Annotated in this window: 18 protein-coding genes and 1 tRNA gene; 12 read left to right on the forward strand and 7 right to left on the reverse strand. The window is 72.0% G+C overall.

From position 1 onward, the window contains the following. Positions 1–86: 86 nt before the first annotated feature. The gene (locus AB0I91_RS20465) at positions 87–3794 is read right to left on the reverse strand and encodes an FkbM family methyltransferase (RefSeq protein ID WP_499638188.1); all 3708 of its coding nucleotides are present in this window, start codon (positions 3792–3794) and stop codon (positions 87–89) included. After that, positions 3787–4911 carry a hypothetical protein gene (locus AB0I91_RS20470; protein ID WP_498771244.1) on the reverse strand — a complete coding sequence of 375 codons (1125 nt, stop codon included), beginning with the start codon at positions 4909–4911 and terminating at the stop codon, positions 3787–3789. The genes AB0I91_RS20465 and AB0I91_RS20470 overlap by 8 nt, the downstream gene beginning before the upstream one ends. Before the next feature lie 371 nt (positions 4912–5282). Between AB0I91_RS20470 and AB0I91_RS20475 the strand changes: the two genes are divergently transcribed. After that, complete coding sequence (locus tag AB0I91_RS20475; RefSeq protein ID WP_498771242.1) at positions 5283–6224, forward strand: glycoside hydrolase family 6 protein; 942 nt, start codon at positions 5283–5285, stop codon at positions 6222–6224. A 140-nt stretch (positions 6225–6364) separates the two neighbouring features. Further along, positions 6365–8116, forward strand: a complete 1752-nt coding sequence (locus tag AB0I91_RS20480; protein WP_498771240.1) for an ABC transporter ATP-binding protein — start codon at positions 6365–6367, stop codon at positions 8114–8116. A 59-nt stretch (positions 8117–8175) separates the two neighbouring features. Here the strand turns inward: AB0I91_RS20480 and AB0I91_RS20485 are convergent, their stop codons facing one another. Next, positions 8176–8883, reverse strand: coding sequence for a hypothetical protein (locus AB0I91_RS20485; RefSeq protein WP_499638191.1), 708 nt, complete (start codon positions 8881–8883; stop codon positions 8176–8178). A 34-nt stretch (positions 8884–8917) separates the two neighbouring features. Between AB0I91_RS20485 and AB0I91_RS20490 the strand changes: the two genes are divergently transcribed. Next, positions 8918–9406 (forward strand): hypothetical protein, encoded by a 489-nt coding sequence (locus AB0I91_RS20490; protein ID WP_499608063.1) that lies wholly within the window; start codon positions 8918–8920, stop codon positions 9404–9406. 47 nt (positions 9407–9453) lie between these two features. On the opposite strand, the gene AB0I91_RS20495 is transcribed toward AB0I91_RS20490, so the two are convergent. From AB0I91_RS20495 to AB0I91_RS20505, 3 genes are all read right to left on the reverse strand, one after another. Then, on the reverse strand, positions 9454–9882 hold the full coding sequence (locus AB0I91_RS20495; protein ID WP_498771232.1) for an OsmC family peroxiredoxin: 429 nt from the start codon (positions 9880–9882) through the stop codon (positions 9454–9456). Positions 9883–9998: 116 nt separating this feature from the next. Beyond that, positions 9999–10071 (reverse strand) — tRNA-Gly (locus AB0I91_RS20500). A 26-nt stretch (positions 10072–10097) separates the two neighbouring features. Next, the gene (locus AB0I91_RS20505; RefSeq protein ID WP_498771230.1) at positions 10098–10496 is read right to left on the reverse strand and encodes a DUF7674 family protein; all 399 of its coding nucleotides are present in this window, start codon (positions 10494–10496) and stop codon (positions 10098–10100) included. A 249-nt stretch (positions 10497–10745) separates the two neighbouring features. Between AB0I91_RS20505 and AB0I91_RS20510 the strand changes: the two genes are divergently transcribed. From AB0I91_RS20510 to AB0I91_RS20530, 5 genes are all read left to right on the forward strand, one after another. Next, positions 10746–12113, forward strand: a complete 1368-nt coding sequence (locus AB0I91_RS20510; RefSeq protein ID WP_499638194.1) for an RNA polymerase sigma factor — start codon at positions 10746–10748, stop codon at positions 12111–12113. An 86-nt stretch (positions 12114–12199) separates the two neighbouring features. Then, positions 12200–12634, forward strand: a complete 435-nt coding sequence (locus tag AB0I91_RS20515) for a DUF983 domain-containing protein (RefSeq protein ID WP_498771226.1) — start codon at positions 12200–12202, stop codon at positions 12632–12634. A 27-nt stretch (positions 12635–12661) separates the two neighbouring features. Beyond that, positions 12662–13525: an Fpg/Nei family DNA glycosylase gene (locus AB0I91_RS20520; protein WP_498771224.1), complete on the forward strand. Its 864-nt coding sequence runs from the start codon at positions 12662–12664 to the stop codon at positions 13523–13525. A 92-nt stretch (positions 13526–13617) separates the two neighbouring features. Further along, positions 13618–13896 carry a hypothetical protein gene (locus AB0I91_RS20525; RefSeq protein WP_498771222.1) on the forward strand — a complete coding sequence of 93 codons (279 nt, stop codon included), beginning with the start codon at positions 13618–13620 and terminating at the stop codon, positions 13894–13896. Between the two features lie 183 nt (positions 13897–14079). Further along, positions 14080–15339, forward strand: a complete 1260-nt coding sequence (locus AB0I91_RS20530) for a histidine kinase (RefSeq protein WP_498771220.1) — start codon at positions 14080–14082, stop codon at positions 15337–15339. Between the two features lie 5 nt (positions 15340–15344). Here AB0I91_RS20530 and AB0I91_RS20535 read toward each other — a convergent pair whose 3' ends face one another. Beyond that, positions 15345–15512, reverse strand: coding sequence for a hypothetical protein (locus tag AB0I91_RS20535; RefSeq protein WP_498771219.1), 168 nt, complete (start codon positions 15510–15512; stop codon positions 15345–15347). 53 nt (positions 15513–15565) lie between these two features. Between AB0I91_RS20535 and AB0I91_RS20540 the strand changes: the two genes are divergently transcribed. From AB0I91_RS20540 to AB0I91_RS20555, 4 genes are all read left to right on the forward strand, one after another. Continuing rightward, positions 15566–16432, forward strand: a complete 867-nt coding sequence (locus tag AB0I91_RS20540) for a S49 family peptidase (RefSeq protein ID WP_230569419.1) — start codon at positions 15566–15568, stop codon at positions 16430–16432. Between the two features lie 61 nt (positions 16433–16493). Further along, on the forward strand, positions 16494–17354 hold the full coding sequence (locus tag AB0I91_RS20545; protein ID WP_498771217.1) for a LytR/AlgR family response regulator transcription factor: 861 nt from the start codon (positions 16494–16496) through the stop codon (positions 17352–17354). Beyond that, positions 17351–17791, forward strand: a complete 441-nt coding sequence (locus AB0I91_RS20550; RefSeq protein ID WP_498771215.1) for a hypothetical protein — start codon at positions 17351–17353, stop codon at positions 17789–17791. The genes AB0I91_RS20545 and AB0I91_RS20550 overlap by 4 nt, the downstream gene beginning before the upstream one ends. Positions 17792–17826: 35 nt before the next feature. After that, the gene (locus AB0I91_RS20555) at positions 17827–19584 is read left to right on the forward strand and encodes a sodium/solute symporter (protein WP_499638271.1); all 1758 of its coding nucleotides are present in this window, start codon (positions 17827–17829) and stop codon (positions 19582–19584) included. Positions 19585–19764 lie beyond the last annotated feature (180 nt).

A 19764-nucleotide genomic window follows, 5' to 3' on the forward strand; every position in this document is an offset into this window, starting at 1 on the left:
CCTCCACACTCGGAACCCGGCCCCCTTACCGGAACCGGGATCGAGTGTCGCAGGACCGGCACCTCGAAACACAGCGAATGCTGTGGTCAGAGTGGCCGAAGCCACAGCGTGACGAAGCCGGTGTCGGCCGCGTCCGCCTGGCGCACCAGGTCTTCGTCCACGTGCTCGGCCTCCGGGTCGGCGCCGAGCGGCACGGGGGCGTAGCCCATCTTGCGGTAGCCGAGCAGCACCTGGAGCGGGTCGTCGCCGAGTTCCGCGATCGCCGCCGGGCAGAACTCGCACACCACGTGCGGGCGGTCGCGTTCCAGCACGGCGGTCAGGCCGGCGAGTGCCCGGTGGTCGCGGCCCTGCAGGTCGACCTTCACCAGCGTGACGCGGCGGTCGGCCACCTCGGGCCTGCCGTCGAGCCGGACCGCGGGGATCACCACGCCGCCCGCGCCCTCGTCGGACACCTCGTGCGCCCGGTGGTCGCCGCTGTTGTCGTCCTCGGCCTGCACGAGGCGGATGCTGCCGTCCTCGTCCCACGCCGCGACCGGCAGCACGTCGACGGTCTTCGCGCCCTCCGCGCCCAGGTTGGCAACGACGTTGCGGCGCAGGTACTCGGCGTTGACCGGGTTGGCCTCCACCGCGACGACCGACGCGACGCCCTTGGCCCGCTGGAGCAGGCGCAGCGTGTGGTAGCCGACGTGCGCGCCGATGTCGAGGAACGTGCCGTCGCCGACGAGCCTGGCCATCAGGTCGGCCTCCTCGACCTCCCACGACCGGTGGTAGGCGAGCCACGGCAGCACGACGTTGTCCACGGGCAGCAGCAACGCGCCCGCGTCGCACACCACCACGTCCGCGCCCGCGGGCACCGGCGCGTGCCGCAGCCGTGCCGTGTCCTGCACCGCGGACAGCGTCCGGGCCAGCTCGGTGATCCGCTGCTCGTCGCCGTCGAGCCGCTGGTCGCGCTCGGCGAACCGGGTGAACGTCGTGCGCTCGTCGTCCGCGAGCCGCGACCACACCCGCTCCAGCGTGTTGTCGAGCTGCTGCTCCAGGTTCGTCAGGTTCGCCGCGTTGTCCTCGACGGCGGAGCGGACCTCGTCCTGCACGCTCGCGAGCCGGTTCTTGAGGCCCTCGTTCGCCCAGCGCGTGGACTCGACGTTCGACTCGACCGCCTCCAGCCGCGCGACCACGCTGTTCAGCGTGTCCTCGACGCCGCCGACGAGCGTGCCCATCACCTTGCGCTGGTGCACGTCGTAGTGGTCGATGGCGCGCAGCACGGCCTTGCGCAGCGCGGGCGCCAGCGGCGTGCGCGACGCCGTGCCCACCTCGGCCCGCCACAGCAGCGCCTGCTTGGACTCGCGCAACGGCCGCAGCAGGTCCGCGCCCGGCAGCTCGGCCCGGTAACCCGCGCCACCGCTGCCCCGCCAGCTCTCGTGCGCCGCGCGCAGCTGCTCGGCCATCCACGAGGCGGCCCGCTTCACCGAACGGGTGCGCAGGATGTGCTCGCGCGCCGCACGACCGCGGCGGGCGGCCTCGGCCGGGTCGTCCGCGACCTCGCGCATGGCGCGGGCGGCGGCGTCCAGGTCGGGCTCGGCCCACACCGCGTTCGCCGGGTACGGGTGGTTGCCCGGCCCCACCGGCACCAGCTTGTGGGGCACCGGCCAGCCGGTCTTGGCGTCCAGGAACTCCGTGGTGCTGGAGTAGTCGGTGGAGATCACCGGCATGGCCCGCGCCATCGCCTCGGCCACGGTGAGGCCGAAGCCCTCGCTGCGGTGCAGGGAGACGTAGGCGCTGCTGGACGCGTAGAGGTCGTCGAGCTCCTGCACGGACAGGTAGCGCTCGACCAGCTCGATGCGCGGGTCGTCCATGACCTTCACCCGCAGCCGCTCGGCGGTGTGCGGGTTCTTGTCGCCGTTGATCGCCTTGAGCACCAGGCGCACGTCGTCGCGGCCCTCGAAGGCCCGCTGGAACGCCTCGACCAGGCCCCACGGGTTCTTGCGCTGGCCGATGCTGAAGAAGTCGAACGCGAACAGGAACTGCACCGGGTCGCCGGGGCGGCGTTCCGGCCGGGCCACCGGACCGGGGTCGCGCACCGGCACCGGGATCGCCTTCACCGGCACCGACGTGTGCTTGGCGATGGCGTCGCGGCAGAACTCGCTGACCGTCCACACCTCGTCGACCAGGTCGAACGCGTGGTGCATCTCGCCGGGGAACTCCTCGAGCTCCCACGCCCACAGGCCGATCCGGTAGCGGTGGTGGCCGACGTGCGGCTGGTGGTCGAGCACCGCGCGGGTCTGGTCGGCGTTCACGCACAGCAGGCTGACCGGGAACCGCGGCTGACCGACTGTGCCCGGCTCGGCCAGGCCCGTGCGGTTGGACACCAACCGGTCCTCGACCACCGAGACGACCGGCACGCCGGACTCGCGGATCGCGTCGTGCACCAGCCGTGCCATCTCGCCGACGCCCAGCTCCGCGGTCAGGTAGCCGACCACGTTGACGCCGAAGTCGTCCGACGGCTCCGACGGCTCGACCGGCTCGGCGGGCAGCGCCCACGCCGGCAGCGACGCCTCGACCACGCCGGAGCTCGCGCACCAGGAGCGGAACGGCGCGGCGTCACGGCTGTGCGGCAGCGGGAACGCGGTCTTCAGGTCGGGCCGCGAGTCCCACACCGCCTGCACCAGGCGGCTCAGCGCGGTGCCGACGGGCGCGTCGTCCGGCGGAGCGGCGAGCCACTCGCGCAGCGCCGCGCCGCCGTCGGCGTCGAACGCGTGCGGCGGGACCGCCGTCGGCCGCTCGCCGGTCAGGCCGAGGGCCTCCCAGCGCTCGGCCCTCACCCACGCGTCCCGGTACAGGGTGCGCATGGCCGGGCTGATCTTCGTGCCGTCGGCCATCTTCGCGAAGCCGTACGGGATCGACTCCAGCGTCTCGGCGTAGCCGTTGCCCTGCAAGGACGCGCGGTAGCCGTCGCACAGCTCGCGGACGGTGGGGTGCTCGGACAGCACCACGCGCGGCCGGGTCGGCGTGTGGTGCGACAGCAGCCACGGCTTCTCCGGCCGGTAGCCGCTGTAGTGGAAGAACCGCAGCCGGTGGCCGCCCGCGGTCAGCACGCCGTCCGCGTCGCGCTCGACGGGCCGCTCGTGGATGTTCCAGTAGGCGACGTTGAAGCCGGGGTCGCGCAGCACGGTGTTGTCGAACAGCGCGGGCACCTGGTCCACCCACCGCTGGTCGGTGAACAGCTGCTTCTCCGGCGCCACGATCGCGTCGTGGCGCAGGCGCTCGGCCCAGAAGTCCAGGAACGGCTCGGAACCGGGACCGGTGGCCACGAAGCCGAGGTTGAAGATCCCGGCGCCCATGATCGCGGCTTCGCTCGGGTCCTTGCCGTCGCGCGGCAGCGGGTTGAGGAAGTGCGGCGTGAGCACGATGCCGTGCGCGAGCGCCAGCTCCTCCAGCTCCGGCATCGGCGCGAAGACCTCGATGTCCGGGTCGAGGTAGATCACCACGTCGGCCTGCGAGCGCAGCTCGCGCAGCAGGTACGGCTTCACCGCCGTGGCCATCTCGGTGACGTTGTAGGCGGTGGCCATGCGCAGGTAGTCGTCCGCGTCGATGCCGGTGGCCTCGGGGCCGACCGTGCGCAGCCGGCCCTGGCGCTCGCCCGTGCCGCGCGGCACGTCGATCACCGCGATCACGAACTCGTGGTCCGGGTGGTGCCGGAGGTAGGACGCGGCGAGGACGCGCGCGGCGGGCAGGTAGTTGCGGGCGACGACGGTGCACGCGGTCACGGCACCGCCGTCGTGGCGCGGGTCAGCCATCGGCGGCGAGCACCTCGAGCTGCGCCTTCAGGGCCTGGTCGAAGGCCTTGCGCGCGAGGGCGAGCGTGGCGGCGGAGGCGTCGACCCGGACGATCAGGTCCTTGCTGCTGTAGTGGCCGCGGACGCGGGCCTTCTGCCCGTCCTTCACGTCGACCTGGGCCGCCATCACGCCGGCGGGGCCGTCCGTGATCTGCGTCATGCCGTTGTTGAGCTGGGTGTTGTGCAGTTCGAGCGCGGCAGCGGCGGCCGCTGTGGCGTCGGTGCCCTGCACGATCAGGACGACGCCCGCGGAGCCGTCGTCCATGACGAACTGCGAGAGCTTGGTCTTCGTGGCGCCCGCGGTCGTGTAGAGCGCGGCCTCCGTGGGCAGCAGGTAGTTGAGGCCCGGGACACCCGAGAAGTCGGTCACGGCCTTGTTGGTGCTCATCCTGCCGGGGAGCTTGCCGACCGGCAGCGGGTCCGGCGGTGGCGGCGGCGTGGTGGTGGTCGCGGCCGTGCTGGCCTCGGTGGTGTTGCCACCGGCGGTCGGCGACGACTCGCCGCGGCCCCAGATCCAGTAGGCGCCGAACGCGATGCCCGCGAGCAGCACGACGGCCAGCACGATGCCGATGACCTTGCCCTTGCCGCCGCCGCCGGTGTCGTCGAAGACCTCGGGGCCCTGCGCGATCCAGCTCGGGTTGGCGTCGCCGATCGGGCTGTAGCTGTCGCCACCCCACGGCGGCGTGCTCGACGGCGGGCCGGACTGCCAGCCACCCTGCTGCTGCTGTTGCTGCTGCTGAGGCGGCATCTGCTGCTGCGGCGCGATCGGGGTCACGTACTGGGTGCGGTCGGCGTCGGGCGGCCGCTGGCTCACCACCTGCGTCCGGTCCGGGTTGGCCTGCGGGACCGCTCCGGGCGTGACGATCTGGGTGGCGTCGGGGTTCTGGTTCGGCTGCGACGGCGGCACCGCGTCCCACCGCACCGGCGGCGCGAACGGGCCGCTGTTGGGCGGTGCGGCCGGGCCGCCACCCGAGGCGGCGGCGAGGAGTTCATCCCGGCGTCGGCGGTAGTCGTCGGCGCTGATCCGACCCTCCGCCAATGTGCGGTCCAGCTCTGCCAGGTCCTCTTGCCAGGACATTCCGCTCCTCCAGGGGTTGCCGCGCGAGCGCCATTGTTGCTTATGCGTCCGTGGCCGGTGCGGGCATCCGGCACTTGTGATGCGGTCGTTGCCGGCGGTTGGTCCCTCCGGTCGCGACGAGGCCACCGAACAGCACGTGGACCGGGGTGCGGCCGTGACGAAAGCGGAGTGATCGATCCAGCCGGAGCCGGCTCCGGCGCCCTCGCGCCGGGCGGCTATGGCACAGGTCACACGCCGAGTCCCGGAGCACTCGGGGATGACGATGAGCCACGGCCCGGCACTCGGAGTGTCCAGATGGTCGAACCGGTTCGCGGACCGGAGTGCTTTGATCGGTGAGCCGCCGCCGCGTTCTTCGAGCGGAAGGACCGTCAATGCGCTTGCTCGCGACAGCGCTCGCCCTGCTCGCGGCACTGGTCGTGCCCGGCCAGGCGAACGCCGCCAGCCCGATCGGCATGACCAGTGGTTTCTACGTGGATCCCAACTCGAACCCCGCCGTGTGGGTGCGCAACAACCCCAACGACGGGCGGACGTCGGCCATCAGGTCCAACCTCTCCACCAAGCCGATGGCGCGGTGGTTCGGCAGCTGGAGCGGTGACATCCGCACGGCCGTGGGCAACTACGTGGCCGCCGCCGACGCGGCCGACAAGCTGCCGGTCCTCGTCGCCTACAACATCCCCGGCCGGGACGCGTGCGGCGGCCACTCCGGCGGCGGCGCGGGGTCGCCCGAGGCCTACCGGACGTGGATCTCGGCCTTCGCGGGAGCCATCGGCGCGCGGCCCGCCGTCGTGGTGATCGAGCCTGACTCGCTGGCCGACTTCAACTGCATGACGCCCGACGCCGTCACCACGCGCAACGCGATGATCCGCTACGCCACGGAGCAGTTCCGCGACCGCGCGCCCAACACCTGGGCCTACCTGGACGCGGGCAACGCCCGCTGGGTGGCCGCGAACACCATGGCGGGCCGGTTGGACGCGGCCGGCGTGCGCAACGTCCGCGGGTTCGCGATCAACGTCTCCAACTACCACACCACCAGCGAGTCGGTGTCCTACGGCAACTCCGTGAACGGCTCCCTGCCCGGGTACGCCAAGGCGTTCGTCGTCGACACCAGCCGCAACGGCAACGGGTCCAACGGCGAGTGGTGCAACCCCGGCGGGCGCAAGCTCGGCGTGACCGCGCAGACCGGCGGCGGCGCCGAGATGCTGCTGTGGGTGAAGGTGCCCGGCGACTCCGACGGCAACTGCGGCACCGCGCCGAACACGCCCGCGGGCACGTTCGACCCGGAGATCGCCTACCGGCTGGTGTTCGGCTACTGACCGGCAGGGGGCGGGTGTCCCGCGGCACCCGCCCCGGCCAGGGCAAATGCGGTGGACCGGCCACCTACGATGTGAGAGCGCTCCCCACACGGCGCGGTGTGGGCGTCTCGTGACCCCCCGTTCGCAGGAGCCCTCGCCCCATGCCCCACGGTCCGCTCGACCACCGCTACCGCGGCGAGCACCCCGTCCGCACCCTCCTCTACCTCTTCCGCGAGGACCGCGCGAAGCTCGGCCTCGGCGCCGGCGCGTTCTTCGTCAAGCACAGCCCCACCTGGCTCACCCCGGTCATCACCGCCCACGTCATCGACGTCGTCGTGGAGCGCCGACCGGTCACCGGCATCTGGCTCGGCGCGGGGTTGTTGCTGGTCACGCTGGTGCTGAACTACCCGTTCGCGATCCTCTACACGCGCTGGTGGTACGGCAGCGCGCGCCGGATGGGCATGCGGATGCGGTCGGCGCTGAGCCGGCGCATGCAGCAGCTGTCCATCGGCTACCACGCGCGGGTCAGCGCGGGCGTGCTGCAGACCAAGGTCATCCGGGACGTCGAGAGCATCGAGACGTCCACCCAGCAGGTCGGCGACCAGGGCCTGGCGGCGTTGGCGACGTTGAGCGGCGCGCTGGTCGTGATCGGGTTGAACGCGCCCGCGTTCCTGCCGGTGTTCCTGGTCGTCGTGCCCGCGGCGGCGGTGCTGGTGATGTGGCTGCGCGGCCGGCTGCGCGCGTACAACGAGTCGTTCCGGCAGGAGGTCGAGCAGCTGTCGTCCCGGGTCGGCGAGATGACCACGCTCATCCCGATCACCCGCGCGCACGGCCTGGAGAGCACCGCCCTCAACCGGATGGACGGCACCCTGCGCCAGGTCTTCGCGGCCGGCATGAAGCTGGACGGCCTCAACGTCCGCTTCGGCGCGCTGGCCTGGATCCTGCTCAACGCCCTCGGCGTCGGCTGCCTCGCCGGCTCGGCCCTGGCCGCCTACCACGGCCGGCTGTCCGTCACGCCCGGCGACGTGGTCATGCTCAGCGCCTACTTCGCCTCCCTGACCGGCGCGGTCACCACGTTGATGAGCCTGACGCCGCTGATCAGCAAGGGGCTGGAGTCGGTCCGCTCGCTCGGCGAGGTGCTCCAGGCCCCGGACCTCGAGCACAACGCGGGCAAGGCGCAGGTCGACGCCGTGCGCGGCGGCGTGCGGTTCGAGCGGGTGGGGTTCGCCTACCCGGAGTCCGCGCGGAACTCGGTCAGCGACTTCGACCTCGACGTGCGGCCGGGGGAGACGATCGCGCTGGTCGGCGCGTCCGGCGCGGGCAAGTCGACGGCGTTGAACCTGGTCATCGGGTTCCTGCGGCCGACCGAGGGCCGCATCCTGCTCGACGGTGTCGACATGGAGACGTTGGACCTGCGCAGCTACCGGCGGTTCGTGTCGGTGGTGCCGCAGGAGTCGATCCTGTTCGAGGGCACGATCCGGGACAACGTCACCTACGGCCTGGACGACGTGTCCGAGGACGTGGTGCGGCAGGCGCTGGCCGACGCCAACGCGCTGGAGTTCATCGACCGGCTGCCGACCGGGCTGGACACCGTGGTCGGCGAGCGCGGCGCGCGGCTGTCCGGCGGGCAGAAGCAGCGGCTGGCGATCGCGCGGGCGCTGATCCGCGACCCGCGCGTGCTGGTGCTGGACGAGGCGACCTCGGCGCTGGACACCAAGTCCGAGGCGCTGGTGCAGCAGGCGCTGGCCCGCCTGGTGCACGGCCGCACGGTGTTCGTGGTGGCGCACCGGCTCTCCACGATCCGCAACGCCGACCGCATCGTGGTGATGGAGGACGGTCGGATCGAGGAGATCGGCTCGCACGACGAACTGCTCCGGTCGGGTGGCCTCTACGCGCGGGCGCAGAGCGCGTAGCCGGGGACCGCACGGGCTTCGGCGGGGCGAAGGGGCGGTTCCCGGCCGGCGGGCCGCCCTCAGTTCTTCTTGGTGAGCAGGGTCGGGCCGACGATGCGGCGCGCGATCCGGCGCAACCGGCTGCGCGGGGTGGCCGGCGGCGTCGGCTTGGCGGCGGGCGCCGGCGCTGCGGCGGGCTCGGCGACGGGCGCCACGTCGGGTGCGAACGCTCCGGCCGCGGGCTGGGCGGCGGCCGGCGTGGTCGCGGGGTGCGCGGGTGCGAACGCCGGGGCCTGGTCGGCGGCTGCGGGGGTCGCGGCGGGCTCGAAGAGTGACGGCCCGGCGGGCGCGGGGGCGAACGCGGGCGCGGCGGTGGTGGACGACGTGGTGGGTGCGGCGGGTGACGGAGCTGCGGCGGTCACGGACGCGGCGGGCTGTGCGGGTGCGGAGGCGGCGGCAGGCGCGGGGGTAGCGGGCCGACCGGGAACCGCGACGGGCGCTGCGCCGGCCTGGCCGTCGAGCTTGCCCTTGAGCGCGTCGACGAGCCTGCCGTTGCTGTGGCCGTTGCCGTTGGTGTGGCTGCCGTTGGCGTGGCCGTTGAGCGTGCCGTTCGGCGTGCCGGTCACCGGCTCGAACTTCGTGGTCGCCGCCGCGACGGGCGTCAGGTTGGTCGCGGTCATCGGCTCCGTGGTGGGCCAAGCGGGTTCCCGCACGGCGACGGGCTGCACGCGGACCGTGGGCGTGTCGTTGGTTCGCTGGGGCTGGGTGGGCACCTGGCTGGACGTCACGCCTCGATCTTGCCAAAACACGTTCGGTTATCCAGTGCCGGGCGATCAGCAGAAGATGAGCCCGCACTGCCTGCGGGTCGTCGTCGTGGTCGTCGTGGTGGTGGGGCGCCGCGTCGTGGTGGTCGTCGTGGTCGGCCGCGCGGTGGTCGTCGTCGTCACGTCCGACGTGGTGGTGGCCGTGGTGTCCGTCGTCGTCGTGGTGGTCGTGGCCGAGGACGTCGACGTGGCGCCGGCCCCGCTGGACGAGCTGGTGCTCGACGACGTCGTGCCGGTCGCGGTGATCGTGCGGTCCGGCTGCCGGCTGCCCTTGACGATCACGATCTCGCCGCCACCGCCGGTCGGTTCGAGGCCTCGCGGCGACTTGGCCATGCTCCCCTGGGCGACCAACAAGGCGGCCACCGCCGCGCCGATCAAGGCGCCGAACGCGAGCCGACCGGGTCCACCCAACGCCGTGAGCATCCCCAACGACTACCGGCCTCACTCATTCGGGTCAAATCCCCGCGGACAACTGGTACCGGCCTGACACTTCGAGGTATCGGACCGGTACCAGAGCTCATCCGGGAACCCGGGTCACGCCTGGAGCTCGGCCGTCAGCGTGATCTCCGTGCCGGCCAGCGCCTTGCTCACCGGGCAGTTCTCCTTGGCGCCCTCGGCCGCGGCGGCGAAGCCCTCGGCGTCCAGCCCCGGCACGGTCGCGGTGACGGTCAGGTGGATGCCGGTGATGCCGGTGCCGGGCTGGAACGTCACCTCGGCCGAGGTCTCGACCTGCTGCGGCGGGGTCCCCGCCTGCGCGAGCGCGTGCGACAGCGCCATCGAGTAGCACGACGAGTGGGCCGCGGCGATCAGCTCCTCGGGGCTGGTCTTGCCGTTCGCCGCCTCGGCCCGGGAGGGCCAGCTCACGTCGAACGTGCCGACGCCAGACGACTCGAGGGCGACGCTGCCCTTGCCCTCCAGCAGGTTGCCTTCCCAGTGCGTGGTCGCCTTGCGGGTGGTGGCCATGTCTGCAACTCCGTCTTCGACGAGGAAAACCTTCGCCGCCAAACCTAATGGTGGTCGTCGGAGCGCGCCGTGGCGCATGCGAAAGGCCCCCGGTGCGATACCGGGGGCCTTCGAAGAGCGGATGACGAGACTCGAACTCGCGACCCTCACCTTGGCAAGGTGATGCGCTACCAACTGCGCTACATCCGCCTGTTGGTGACAACTATAGACCACGTTCAAACCGCGTTTCGACCGGGGGGTCCCGTCTGCGCCAGCAGCCGGTCTACCTCGGTCAACCGCTCCTTCGGCCAGCGCCACTCCCACAGCGGCCTGACCCGGTCGACGACCTCGGCCGGCAGCCACGGCGCCACCTCGTCGCGCAGCTCCCACTCGTCGAACACGTGCTCGTAGAAGCTGACCACGGACGCGTCGGAGAGGAACCGCTCCGGCTGCCGGAAGCACCAGTGCGCGAAGCCGTACACCCGGCCGAGCACCTCGCGGTCGCCGTCGCGGTGCGCCTCCAGCGCGAGTTGCCACAACTCGGACAGGAACACGTGGCAGGACCAGGACTCGCGCTCGACAACGGCGCTCAGCTCGGGGAGGAGGGCGGAAGCCCTTGTGCGCCAATCGACCACGCGGCAGGAGACTACTCGTCACCGGGCGGTCCGCAGCGCGATCGGCCACCAGCCGACGCCCACCCGTGACCGCGCCGTCACCGACCGCAAGCAACCTTGATCCGGTGCACAGGTGCTCTGACTAGGCCGAACGGTCGACGTCGTCCGTCGGGTGTTCGGTATCGGCTCGCTATCACTTCGGCGCGAGACCAGCCGACTGTGGCATCTTGACCAGTGGACCACAGGCAGGGCGGGAGGTGCCGGGGCGGGATGGCCGGAGATGCCGATTTCGACCGGGAACTGCTCGCCAGGGTCAGGGCGGGCGACGACGGCGCGTTCGGCGAGCTGTTCACCCGTCACGCCGACGCCGTTCGTCGGTTCGCCCTCCGGCACGTGCGTGAACACGCCGAGGCCGACGACCTGACCGCCGAGGCGTTCTTCCGCGTGCTCCAGGCGATCCGCCGGGGCAACGGGCCCACCGAGCACGTCCGTACCTACCTGCTGACCGTCGCGCGCCGGGTGGCGTGGGAGTGGAGCGGGCGGCGGCGGGACGTCCCGGTGGAGGACGAGGAGCTGAGCCTGCGGGTCGAGCCGTTCCCGGACGTCACCGCGAACCGGCCGGAGCACGCGCTGATCTCCCGCGCGTTCACCAGCCTGCCCGAGCGGTGGCGCACGGTGCTGTGGCAGGTCGAGGTGGAGGGCGAGCGGCCGGCCGCGGTCGCGCCGCACTTCGGCCTGAGCCCGAACGCGATGGCGGCGCTGGCCCGCCGCGCCCGCGAGGGGCTGCGGGCGGCGTACCTCCAAGCGCACCTCGCCGAGGAGACCGGGTCGCGCGCGTGCGGCTCCGTGGTCGCGAAGCTGGGCACCTACACGGCGGGCGGCGCGCAGGGCACTGAGCACCGGCGCATCCGCAAGCACCTGCAGACCTGCTCGTCCTGCAACGCCCTGCACGCCGAGCTGGTCGAGGTGTGCTCGACGTTGCGGGCGCACGCGGCGAGCATCGCGGTGCCGGTGGCCGCGACCGCGCTGCTGGGTCCGGCGGCGCTCGGGTCGTCGGCGCTGGGCTCGTCGGTGCTGGGCCCGGCGGTGCTGGGCAAGGCGGCGTGGCTCAGCGGGCGGGTGAAGCTGGCGTTGGCGGCCACCGCCTCGGCCGCGGCCGTCGGCCTGTTCGGGGTGGTGGCCGGGACGTTCACCGGCGCGCCCGGCCCGGCGCTGGTCCAGTCCGGCCCGGACGGCGCGCCCGGCGAGAACGTGCTGGCCCTGTGCACGACCGAGCCGACCACGACCGCGACCGGCACGGCCACCAGCGCGACGTCGCCGACGCCGGTCGACGCGCTGCGGGTCGTGCACACGAAGGCGGAGCAGGCGGGGCGCTCGACGCCGACGACGTCCACCTCGGTCCCGCCGCGGGTGGCGCCGACCACCTCGACCGCGCCGGCCGAGCCGCGCGACCTGGCGCCGACCACGACGTCGACGCCGGTCACCACGACCGACTCGCGCACGGTCCTGCTGGACACGACCACCGCGACGACGACGACCACCACCGAACCGGACAAGTCGGCCGGCACGGCGACGCCCACGGTCACGCCGACGACCGTGACGCTGCGCCCGACGACGAGCGCCCTCGACCCCGCGTGACCGCCGGCTTTCACCCACGAGGTGCAAGACTTTGCCGGTAGCGTGGAGAACGCTGAGTGATCGCTCGACGTCTTGAGGAGACGGTGATGACGCGGCTGGTGCGCGGAGCTGACGGCCGGATGTGGACGGTGCGCAGCCAGATCGAGTGGCGCAACCCGTCCACCGAGGAGGACTTCGAGCACGACGTGAGCGGCGGTCACGGCCCGGGCGTGCTGATGCTGGCGATCGTCATCGGCATGGCGGTGGTGCTGGTCGCGTGGACCCCGCCGGAGGTCGTCGTGCCGGGGTGGCTGCTCGTGGCGCTGGTCCTGGTGTTCCTGTTCTTCCCGGTGCGCTGGGCGGTGCGGCGGCCGTGGCTGGTGGCGGCGGAGTCGAAGAAGACCGAGGAGCTGCCGCCGGAGCGGTGGGTCGGCTCGGTGCGCGGCTTCCTGACCGTGCGCAACGAGGTGGCCAACGTGGCCCGCAAGATCGAGATGTACTCGCTGCCCGACCTGGACGGCCCGCTGCAACCGGTCGACTGATCGCCGTTCGCGGGTGACACTGTCCGGGTGCCGGAACTGCCCGAGGTCGAGGCGCTCGCCCACCACCTGCGCGAGCACGCCGTTGGACGGCGCGTGCACCGGGTGGACGTCGCGTCGTTGCAGGTGTTGAAGACGTTCACGCCGCCGTGGACCGAGCTCCAGGGGCGCGAGGTGACCGGCGCGGGCCGGTTCGGCAAGCACCTCGACCTGGACTGCGACGGCCTGCACCTGGTGGTGCACCTGGCGCGGGCCGGGTGGCTGCGCTGGTCGGAGCACCTCTCGGCGGCCCCGCCCAAGCCGGGCCGCGGCCCGCTGGCGCTGCGCGTGCACCTGGGCCCGCCGGGTGAGGGGCCCGGGTTCGACCTGACCGAGGCGGGCACCAAGAAGGGCCTGGCCGCGTGGGTCGTGAACGACCCGGCGGACGTGCCGGGCGTCGCGCGCCTCGGTCCGGACGCCCTGTCGCTCACGCGCACCCAGCTCGAGGACCTGTTCGCCGGCCGCACGGAGCGGCTGAAGACCGCGTTGACCGACCAGACGGTGATGGCGGGCGTCGGCAACGCCTACTCCGACGAGATCATGCACACCGCCCGGCTGTCGCCGTACGCGACGGCGGGCAAGCTGCCGGCGGAGGCGTTGGACCGGCTGCACGAGGCGTTGATCGCCGTGCTGAACGACGCCGTGGCCCGGTCGGTCGGCCAGTCGGCCGCGACACTGAAGGGTGAGAAGCGGTCCGGGCTGCGGGTGCACGCGCGGACCGGTCTGCCGTGCCCGGTGTGCGGTGACACGGTGCGCGAGGTCTCGTTCGCGGACAAGGCTTTCCAGTACTGCCCGACCTGCCAGACGGGCGGTAGGCCGCTCGCCGACCGGCGGATGTCGCGGCTGCTCAAGTAGGTCACACGGACGAGTGGCTTGGCCCGTTCGTCGGCTGAGCCGCGCCGTCGGGGGAACTCCTCCGGGGTCCGACCGACCTACTTGGAGGAGTCATGAACCAGCGCATCGCCGCCGCGCTGATCGGGGCCACGATGGGACTGGCCACGTTCGCCGGCTCGACCATCGCCGTCTCGGTCGCCGCGCCGGAGGACGAGCAGCCGCCCCGGTTGCAGCAGGACCAGGTGTCCGAGGTGATCTGCCGCGTGCTGGAGGACCTCGACCTGCTCGACGAGCCCGCGCTGGCGGACCTGGTGGAGAAGCTGCAGTGCAAGAAGTCGGAAGACCCGAGCGAGACGAAGCCGTCCGACCCGGGCGAGAGCGGTCGGCGCTGACGCGGGGTGAGCGCCGGGGCGGGGTGCGCGGCCCGAGTGATCGGGTCGCACCCACGCTCCGTGATCGTGAACGTTCTTGATCACCCGTTCGGGTAAGCACTCTGCCACGGTTGCCCGCAATTCATCGGATGTGCACGTCTCGCACCGCCCATCCCCTTGCCTATACCGCCCCCACGGCACAGCATGGACGCCGTGCGGGACCTCCTGACCGAGCGCGCTGTGCTCGGACTCATCGCGACCCTGGCCGTTCTCGGCCTCTTCGTGATGCTGTGCCGCGCCCGCCGCGTGAGCACGTCGGTCGAGGACGCCGTGATGGACATGCTGCACCGCATGTCGAAGGCGTCGGCCGACCTGCGCGAGGGCTTGACCGAGGACGCGGCGAACAAGGCGACGCCGCACCTGCGGGAGATGCTGCGGTGCGTCGCGGTCGGCATCACCGACCACGAGGGCACGCTGCTGTCTTGGGACGGCGGCGCCAACGACCACTACGAGTTCCTCCGCGCCTACATCGAGCGCGCCATCGGCGAGGGCCACAAGGAGCACGTCGAGCACCGCAAGCTGGAGTGCGAGCTGCCCGGCCCGTGCTCGATGCACAGCGCCGTGATCGTGCCGCTGGTGGTGGAGGGCGACGTCGCCGGCACGTTGATCGTGATCAGCGGGGTGGCGAACAAGCGGCAGATCCGGATGGCGGAGGAGACCGCGCGGTTCGTCTCCACGCAGCTGGAGCTGGAGGTGCTGCAGAAGTCCCGCCAGGCGTTGGCGCAGGCCGAGGTCAGGGCGCTGCGGGCGCAGATTTCGCCGCACTTCGTCTACAACGCGCTGAACACGATCTCGTCGCTGATCCGCACCGACCCGGGGCACGCGCGGGAGCTGCTGCAGGAGTTCGCCGAGTTCACCCGCTACTCGTTCCGCACCGACGGCTTCTTCACCACGCTGGCCGACGAGCTGACCAACATCCACCGCTACCTGACCATCGAGCAGGCGCGGTACGGGTCGAGGCTGAACGTCCGGCTCAAGATCGCGCCCGAGGTGCTCCAGGTCGTGCTGCCGTTCCTGGTGCTGCAACCGCTGGTGGAGAACGCCGTGCGGCACGGCCTGGCGAAGAAGCCCGGCGGCGGCGAGCTGACGATCATCGCCGAGGACAACGGCGCGGAGGCGTTGATCTCGGTCGAGGACGACGGCGTCGGCATGGACCCCGACCGCCTCTTCGACGACCTCAAGGACGCGCACCAGACCGGCGCGCACGTCGGCCTCGGCAACATCAACCACCGGATGCGCGCGGTGTTCGGCGACGACTACGCGCTGGTCGTGGAGACCGCGCCGGAAGCCGGCATGAAGATCATCCTGAAGATCCCGAAGTACCGGCCGGGCGTGCAGACGAACCTGCCGCTGGTGCCGCCGCGGCTGGAGGACACCACCGAGCAGCCCGTCGTGCGCGCCTGATCAGCTCAGGCGGCGGCGATGGCGAGGACGGTCACCACCATGACCGCGCAGACGCTCCACGTGATCCACATCCAGTAGACGTGCATGGCGGTGGGACCGTCCGCATTCTTGCGGCCCCGGTCGTCCCACCACTCGACGTAGCGTTCGAGCCACCGGAACGGGTTGAACGTCACCGGTCGATGTTAGCCGTGTCACGCGACCTCCGTTCACACGTAAGGTCGGAGCCATGAGCGTGACGGACAAGATCGCGGCCCGGCTGCCGAAGATCGTGAGCGAGCGGACCGAGCGCGGCCCCGTGGTGGCCGCCGTCCGACTGCACGGCGTCATCACCCCGACGCCGACGCCGATGGCCCGCAACACCATCAGCATGCAGACCGTGGAGAGCGCGCTGACCCGCGCGTTCGAGCACGACCGGCTGGTCGCGGTCGCCCTGCTGATCAACTCGCCCGGCGGCGCGCCGACGCAGTCCGCGCTGGTCGCCGAGCGCGTCCGCGAGCTGGCCGCCAAGAAGAAGGTGCCCGTCCTGGCGTTCTGCGAGGACCTGGCGGCCTCCGGCGGCTACTGGCTGGCCTGCGCGGGCGACGAGATCTACGCGCACGGCACGTCCCTGGTCGGCTCGATCGGCGTGGTCAGCGCGGGCTTCGGCCTCAACGGCCTGATCGAGCGCTACGGCGTCGAGCGGCGCGTGCACACCGCGGGCGAGGCCAAGGTCCGCCTGGACCCGTTCAGCCCGGAGAAGCCCGAGGACGTCGAGTGGCTCAAGGGCTTGCAGGCGCAGCTGCACGAGCAGTTCGCCGACTGGGTCAAGCAGCGCCGCGGCGCGAAGCTCAAGGCGACCGACGACGAGCTGTTCAACGGCGAGGTGTGGACCGGGGCGAAGGCGGTCGAGCTCGGTCTGGTCGACGGCCTCGGCACGCTGCGCGGCGTGGTGGCCAAGCGCTACCCGGACGCGGAGATCGCGATCGCCGAGCCGCGCCGACCCCTCCTCGCCCGTCTCGGACTGGCCGGCGCGACCACCCGATCGGGCGACTTCCTGGTGGAGGGGTTGGCGGCGCTGGAAGAGCGGGCGCGCTGGTCGCGATTCGGCTTGTGAGGTCACGGCCCCGCGGCCGTCCGGCAACCGGCGTAGACAGCGACCCCACCGGGTCGGCAAGATGCGCGGCACAGTGAGTACCCCAGTGAACAATCGCACGGACAGCAACGGCCTCCTCGTTCTGGCGGTGGACGACGAGGCACCCGGTCTGAGCGAGATCAAGTACCTGCTCGAAAGCAGCCCGCACATCCGACGCGTGCTCACGGCCTTCGACGCGGCCGAGGCACTGCGCATCCTCCGGGGTGACTACGACGTCGAGGTGATGGACCGCACGCGGGCAGGGCTACCGCCGGTCGACGCCGTGTTCGCCGACATCAACATGCCCGGGCTGAGCGGCACGGACCTCGCGCGCGTGCTCGGCGCGTTCCGGCAGCCACCGGCGTTGGTGTTCGTGACCGGGGTCGAGCACTCGGAGGCCGTGGTGGCGTTCGAGGTGGGCGCGCTGGACTTCGTGACCAAGCCGATCAACTCCGACCGGATCAACAAGGCGATCTCGCGCGTCGTCGACCGGGTGGCCGCGACACCGGCGATCACGCCGGAGCCCGCCGCGGCGGAACCGCAGGACGACGAGGTGATCCCGGTCGAGCTGGGTGGCACCATCAAGCTCGTGCCGCGGGCCACCGTCCGCTACGTCGAGGCGCAGGGCGACTACGCGCGCCTGCACACCAACGACGGCGCGAGCCACCTCGTGCGCATCCCGCTGGCCCAGCTGGAAGAGCGCTGGGAGAACGCCGGGTTCGTCCGGATCCACCGGTCCTTCCTGGTGGCGCTGCCGCTGGTGACCGAGCTGCGGATGACGTCGAACGGGTACGCGGTGGTGATCGGCTCCGGCGAGGGCGCGAAGGAGCTGCCGGTCAGCAGGCGGCACACCCGCGAGTTGAAGGAGAGGATCGTGCGTCCCCCCAAGAGCAGTTGGGGATGACCAAGCACTCCGGCCCCCCCGGGCAACCGGACCAGCCGCAGCCGGCCGAGCGCGACGCCTGGCTGTCGGTCTCCGCGCGCAAGAACCGCCGGCGGCGCGTGGTGCTGGCGGACCCGCGCGGGCGCGGCCGGGTGCTGCGCACGATCATCGAGCTGGAGGAGCAGACCAGCGTCGGCGAGAAGCTGATCCGCGACCTGATCCGGACCCAGCTGCGCACGGGCCTGGCGCTGGGCGGCGGCACGTTGCTGCTGCTGGCGCTGCTGCCGCTGGTGTTCTACCTGCTGCCGTGGCTGGCGGAGGTGGAGCTGGTGGGCGTGCGGCTGCCGTGGCTGCTGCTGGGGCTGGTGCCGTTCCCGCTCTGCTACGGCGTCGGCTACGCGTACCGAAGACTCGCCGAGCGGCACGAGCACGACTTCGTGAGTTCGGTGGACCGGTGATCGACAACCCGTGGAGCCTCGTGCTCGTCGGCGTGATGGCGTTGCTGACGTTCTCGTTGGGCTACGTGGGTTCCCGCCGGGCGAACACGACACCGGACTTCCTGGTGGCCCGGCGCGCCATCCCGGCCACCCGCAACGCCGCCGCGATCTCCGGCGAGTACCTGTCGGCGGCGTCGTTCCTGGGCGTGGCGGGGCTGGTGCTCAAGGACGGCATCGACGCGCTGTGGTACCCGATCGGCTTCACCGCGGGGTACCTGGCGATGATGCTGTTCGTGGCGGCGCCGCTGCGGCGGTCGGGCGCGTACACGCTGCCGGACTTCGCCGAGGCGCGGCTCGGCCCGTCGAACCTGCGGAGGGTCTGCACGTTCTTCGTGATCTGCATCGGCGTGCTGTACCTGGTGCCGCAGCTGCAGTCGGCCGGGTTGACGCTGAACACGATCACCGGCCTGCCCGCGTGGCTCGGCGGCGCGGCGGTGACCGTGATCGTCGTGGTGAACGTCCTCGGCGGCGGGATGCGCGCGATCACGCTGGTGCAGGCGTTCCAGTACTGGGGCAAGCTGTTCGCGATCGCCGCGCCGACGTTCGTGCTGTTCGCGCTGTTCCTGACCGGTCCGGGCAACGGCGCGCAGCCGGTGGACTCCGCGGGCGTGCTGCGGTTCCCCGAGGACGTCGAGGTGACCACGGTCGACCCGGTGCGGGTGCGCGTCGACGTGCCGATGGAGCTGTCCGCGAACGGCCGGGTGAACGGCTCGCCCGCCGACGGCCCGGCGTACTGGACGCCCGGCCTGTACGAGGTGGGCGCGGAGACGAAGCTGCGGTTCGCCGCGGGCTCGCCGGTGCCGGTGGTCGAGGGGGCGCCGACGTCGAACCACGACTGGCTGCGGCCCCAGACGGAGGGCCTGTCGGGGCTGTTCGAGACGTACTCGCTGATCTTCGCGACGTTCCTGGGCACCATGGGGCTGCCCCACGTGCTGGTGCGGTTCTACACGAACCCGGACGGGCGGGCGGCGCGGCGCACGGCGCTGCACGTGCTGTACCTGCTGGGCCTGTTCTACCTCTTCCCGACCGTGCTGGGCGTGATCTCGCGCCAGTACCTGCCGCAGCTGCTGGTCACGGGCAAGACGGACGCGGCGGTGCTGCTGCTGCCGGACACGATGCAGCCGAACGTGCTCGGCCAGGTGCTCGGCGCGATCGTGGCGGCGGGCGCGTTCGCGGCGTTCCTGTCCACGTCGTCGGGGCTGCTCGTGTCGGTGGCCGGGGTGGTGTCGACGGACATCCTGCCGGGCAAGGTGCGCGACTTCCGGTGGGCGACCGTGCTGACCGGCGCGGTGGCGATCGGGTTGGCGCTGCTGCTGCCCCGGTCGGACGCCTCGTTGACGGTGGCGATGTCGTTCGCGCTGGCGGCGTCCACGTTCTGCCCGTTGTTGTTGTTGGGCATCTGGTGGCGCGGGCTGACGTGGGTCGGCGCGATGGCCGGTCTGCTGGTCGGCGGCGGGCTGGTGATCGGCGCGCAGGTGGCGACGGTGGTCAGCTCGTACACCGGGGATTGGGCGCCGTCTGTGTTCTCGCAGCCGGCGCTGGTGACCGTGCCGGCGGCGTTCCTGACCATGGTGATGATCAGCAGGCTGACCGCGCGCCGCAAGCCCGACGACGTGAACCAGATCCTGCTGCGGTTCCACGCGCCGGATCCGCTGGGTTTCATGCGCGACCGGGAGTCGCAGTTCGGCGCCGGCGAGGAGAAGGCGCGCGCGGCGGACCGCGAGCCCGGCGCCGGCGGGCCGGCGCAGTCCTGAGCCGGTGTGAAACGGCTCACAGTGACGTTTGAGCGCCCGGCTGCCGGTTAGGCCTTCGGGCAGGCCTGTCGCCGGTGCTGCCCCGCGATGACCTGCGGTGGACGGGACGACCCGACGGTCTGTCGCTGAGAGTGGAGATAGGTCTCAATCGGGTGAAGATAAAGACACCGATCCGGCTAT

This window comes from Actinosynnema sp. NPDC049800 (assembly GCF_040656635.1).
GTDB lineage: Bacteria > Actinomycetota > Actinomycetes > Mycobacteriales > Pseudonocardiaceae > Actinosynnema.

What these genes read in the sequence shown, in the direction of transcription:
- AB0I91_RS20555 (WP_499638271.1), top strand. Translation starts at nt 17,827, where the DNA reads ATGGCGTTGCTGACGTTCTCGTTGGGCTACGTGGGTTCCCGCCGGGCG.
- AB0I91_RS20525 (WP_498771222.1), top strand. Translation starts at nt 13,618, where the DNA reads ATGAACCAGCGCATCGCCGCCGCGCTGATCGGGGCCACGATGGGACTG.
- AB0I91_RS20480 (WP_498771240.1), top strand. Translation starts at nt 6,365, where the DNA reads ATGCCCCACGGTCCGCTCGACCACCGCTACCGCGGCGAGCACCCCGTC.
- AB0I91_RS20515 (WP_498771226.1), top strand. Translation starts at nt 12,200, where the DNA reads ATGACGCGGCTGGTGCGCGGAGCTGACGGCCGGATGTGGACGGTGCGC.
- AB0I91_RS20475 (WP_498771242.1), top strand. Translation starts at nt 5,283, where the DNA reads ATGCGCTTGCTCGCGACAGCGCTCGCCCTGCTCGCGGCACTGGTCGTG.
- AB0I91_RS20465 (WP_499638188.1), bottom strand. Translation starts at nt 3,794, where the DNA reads ATGGCTGACCCGCGCCACGACGGCGGTGCCGTGACCGCGTGCACCGTC.
- AB0I91_RS20495 (WP_498771232.1), bottom strand. Translation starts at nt 9,882, where the DNA reads ATGGCCACCACCCGCAAGGCGACCACGCACTGGGAAGGCAACCTGCTG.
- AB0I91_RS20530 (WP_498771220.1), top strand. Translation starts at nt 14,080, where the DNA reads ATGGACGCCGTGCGGGACCTCCTGACCGAGCGCGCTGTGCTCGGACTC.
- AB0I91_RS20540 (WP_230569419.1), top strand. Translation starts at nt 15,566, where the DNA reads ATGAGCGTGACGGACAAGATCGCGGCCCGGCTGCCGAAGATCGTGAGC.
- AB0I91_RS20510 (WP_499638194.1), top strand. Translation starts at nt 10,746, where the DNA reads ATGGCCGGAGATGCCGATTTCGACCGGGAACTGCTCGCCAGGGTCAGG.
- AB0I91_RS20470 (WP_498771244.1), bottom strand. Translation starts at nt 4,911, where the DNA reads ATGTCCTGGCAAGAGGACCTGGCAGAGCTGGACCGCACATTGGCGGAG.
- AB0I91_RS20550 (WP_498771215.1), top strand. Translation starts at nt 17,351, where the DNA reads ATGACCAAGCACTCCGGCCCCCCCGGGCAACCGGACCAGCCGCAGCCG.
- AB0I91_RS20545 (WP_498771217.1), top strand. Translation starts at nt 16,494, where the DNA reads ATGCGCGGCACAGTGAGTACCCCAGTGAACAATCGCACGGACAGCAAC.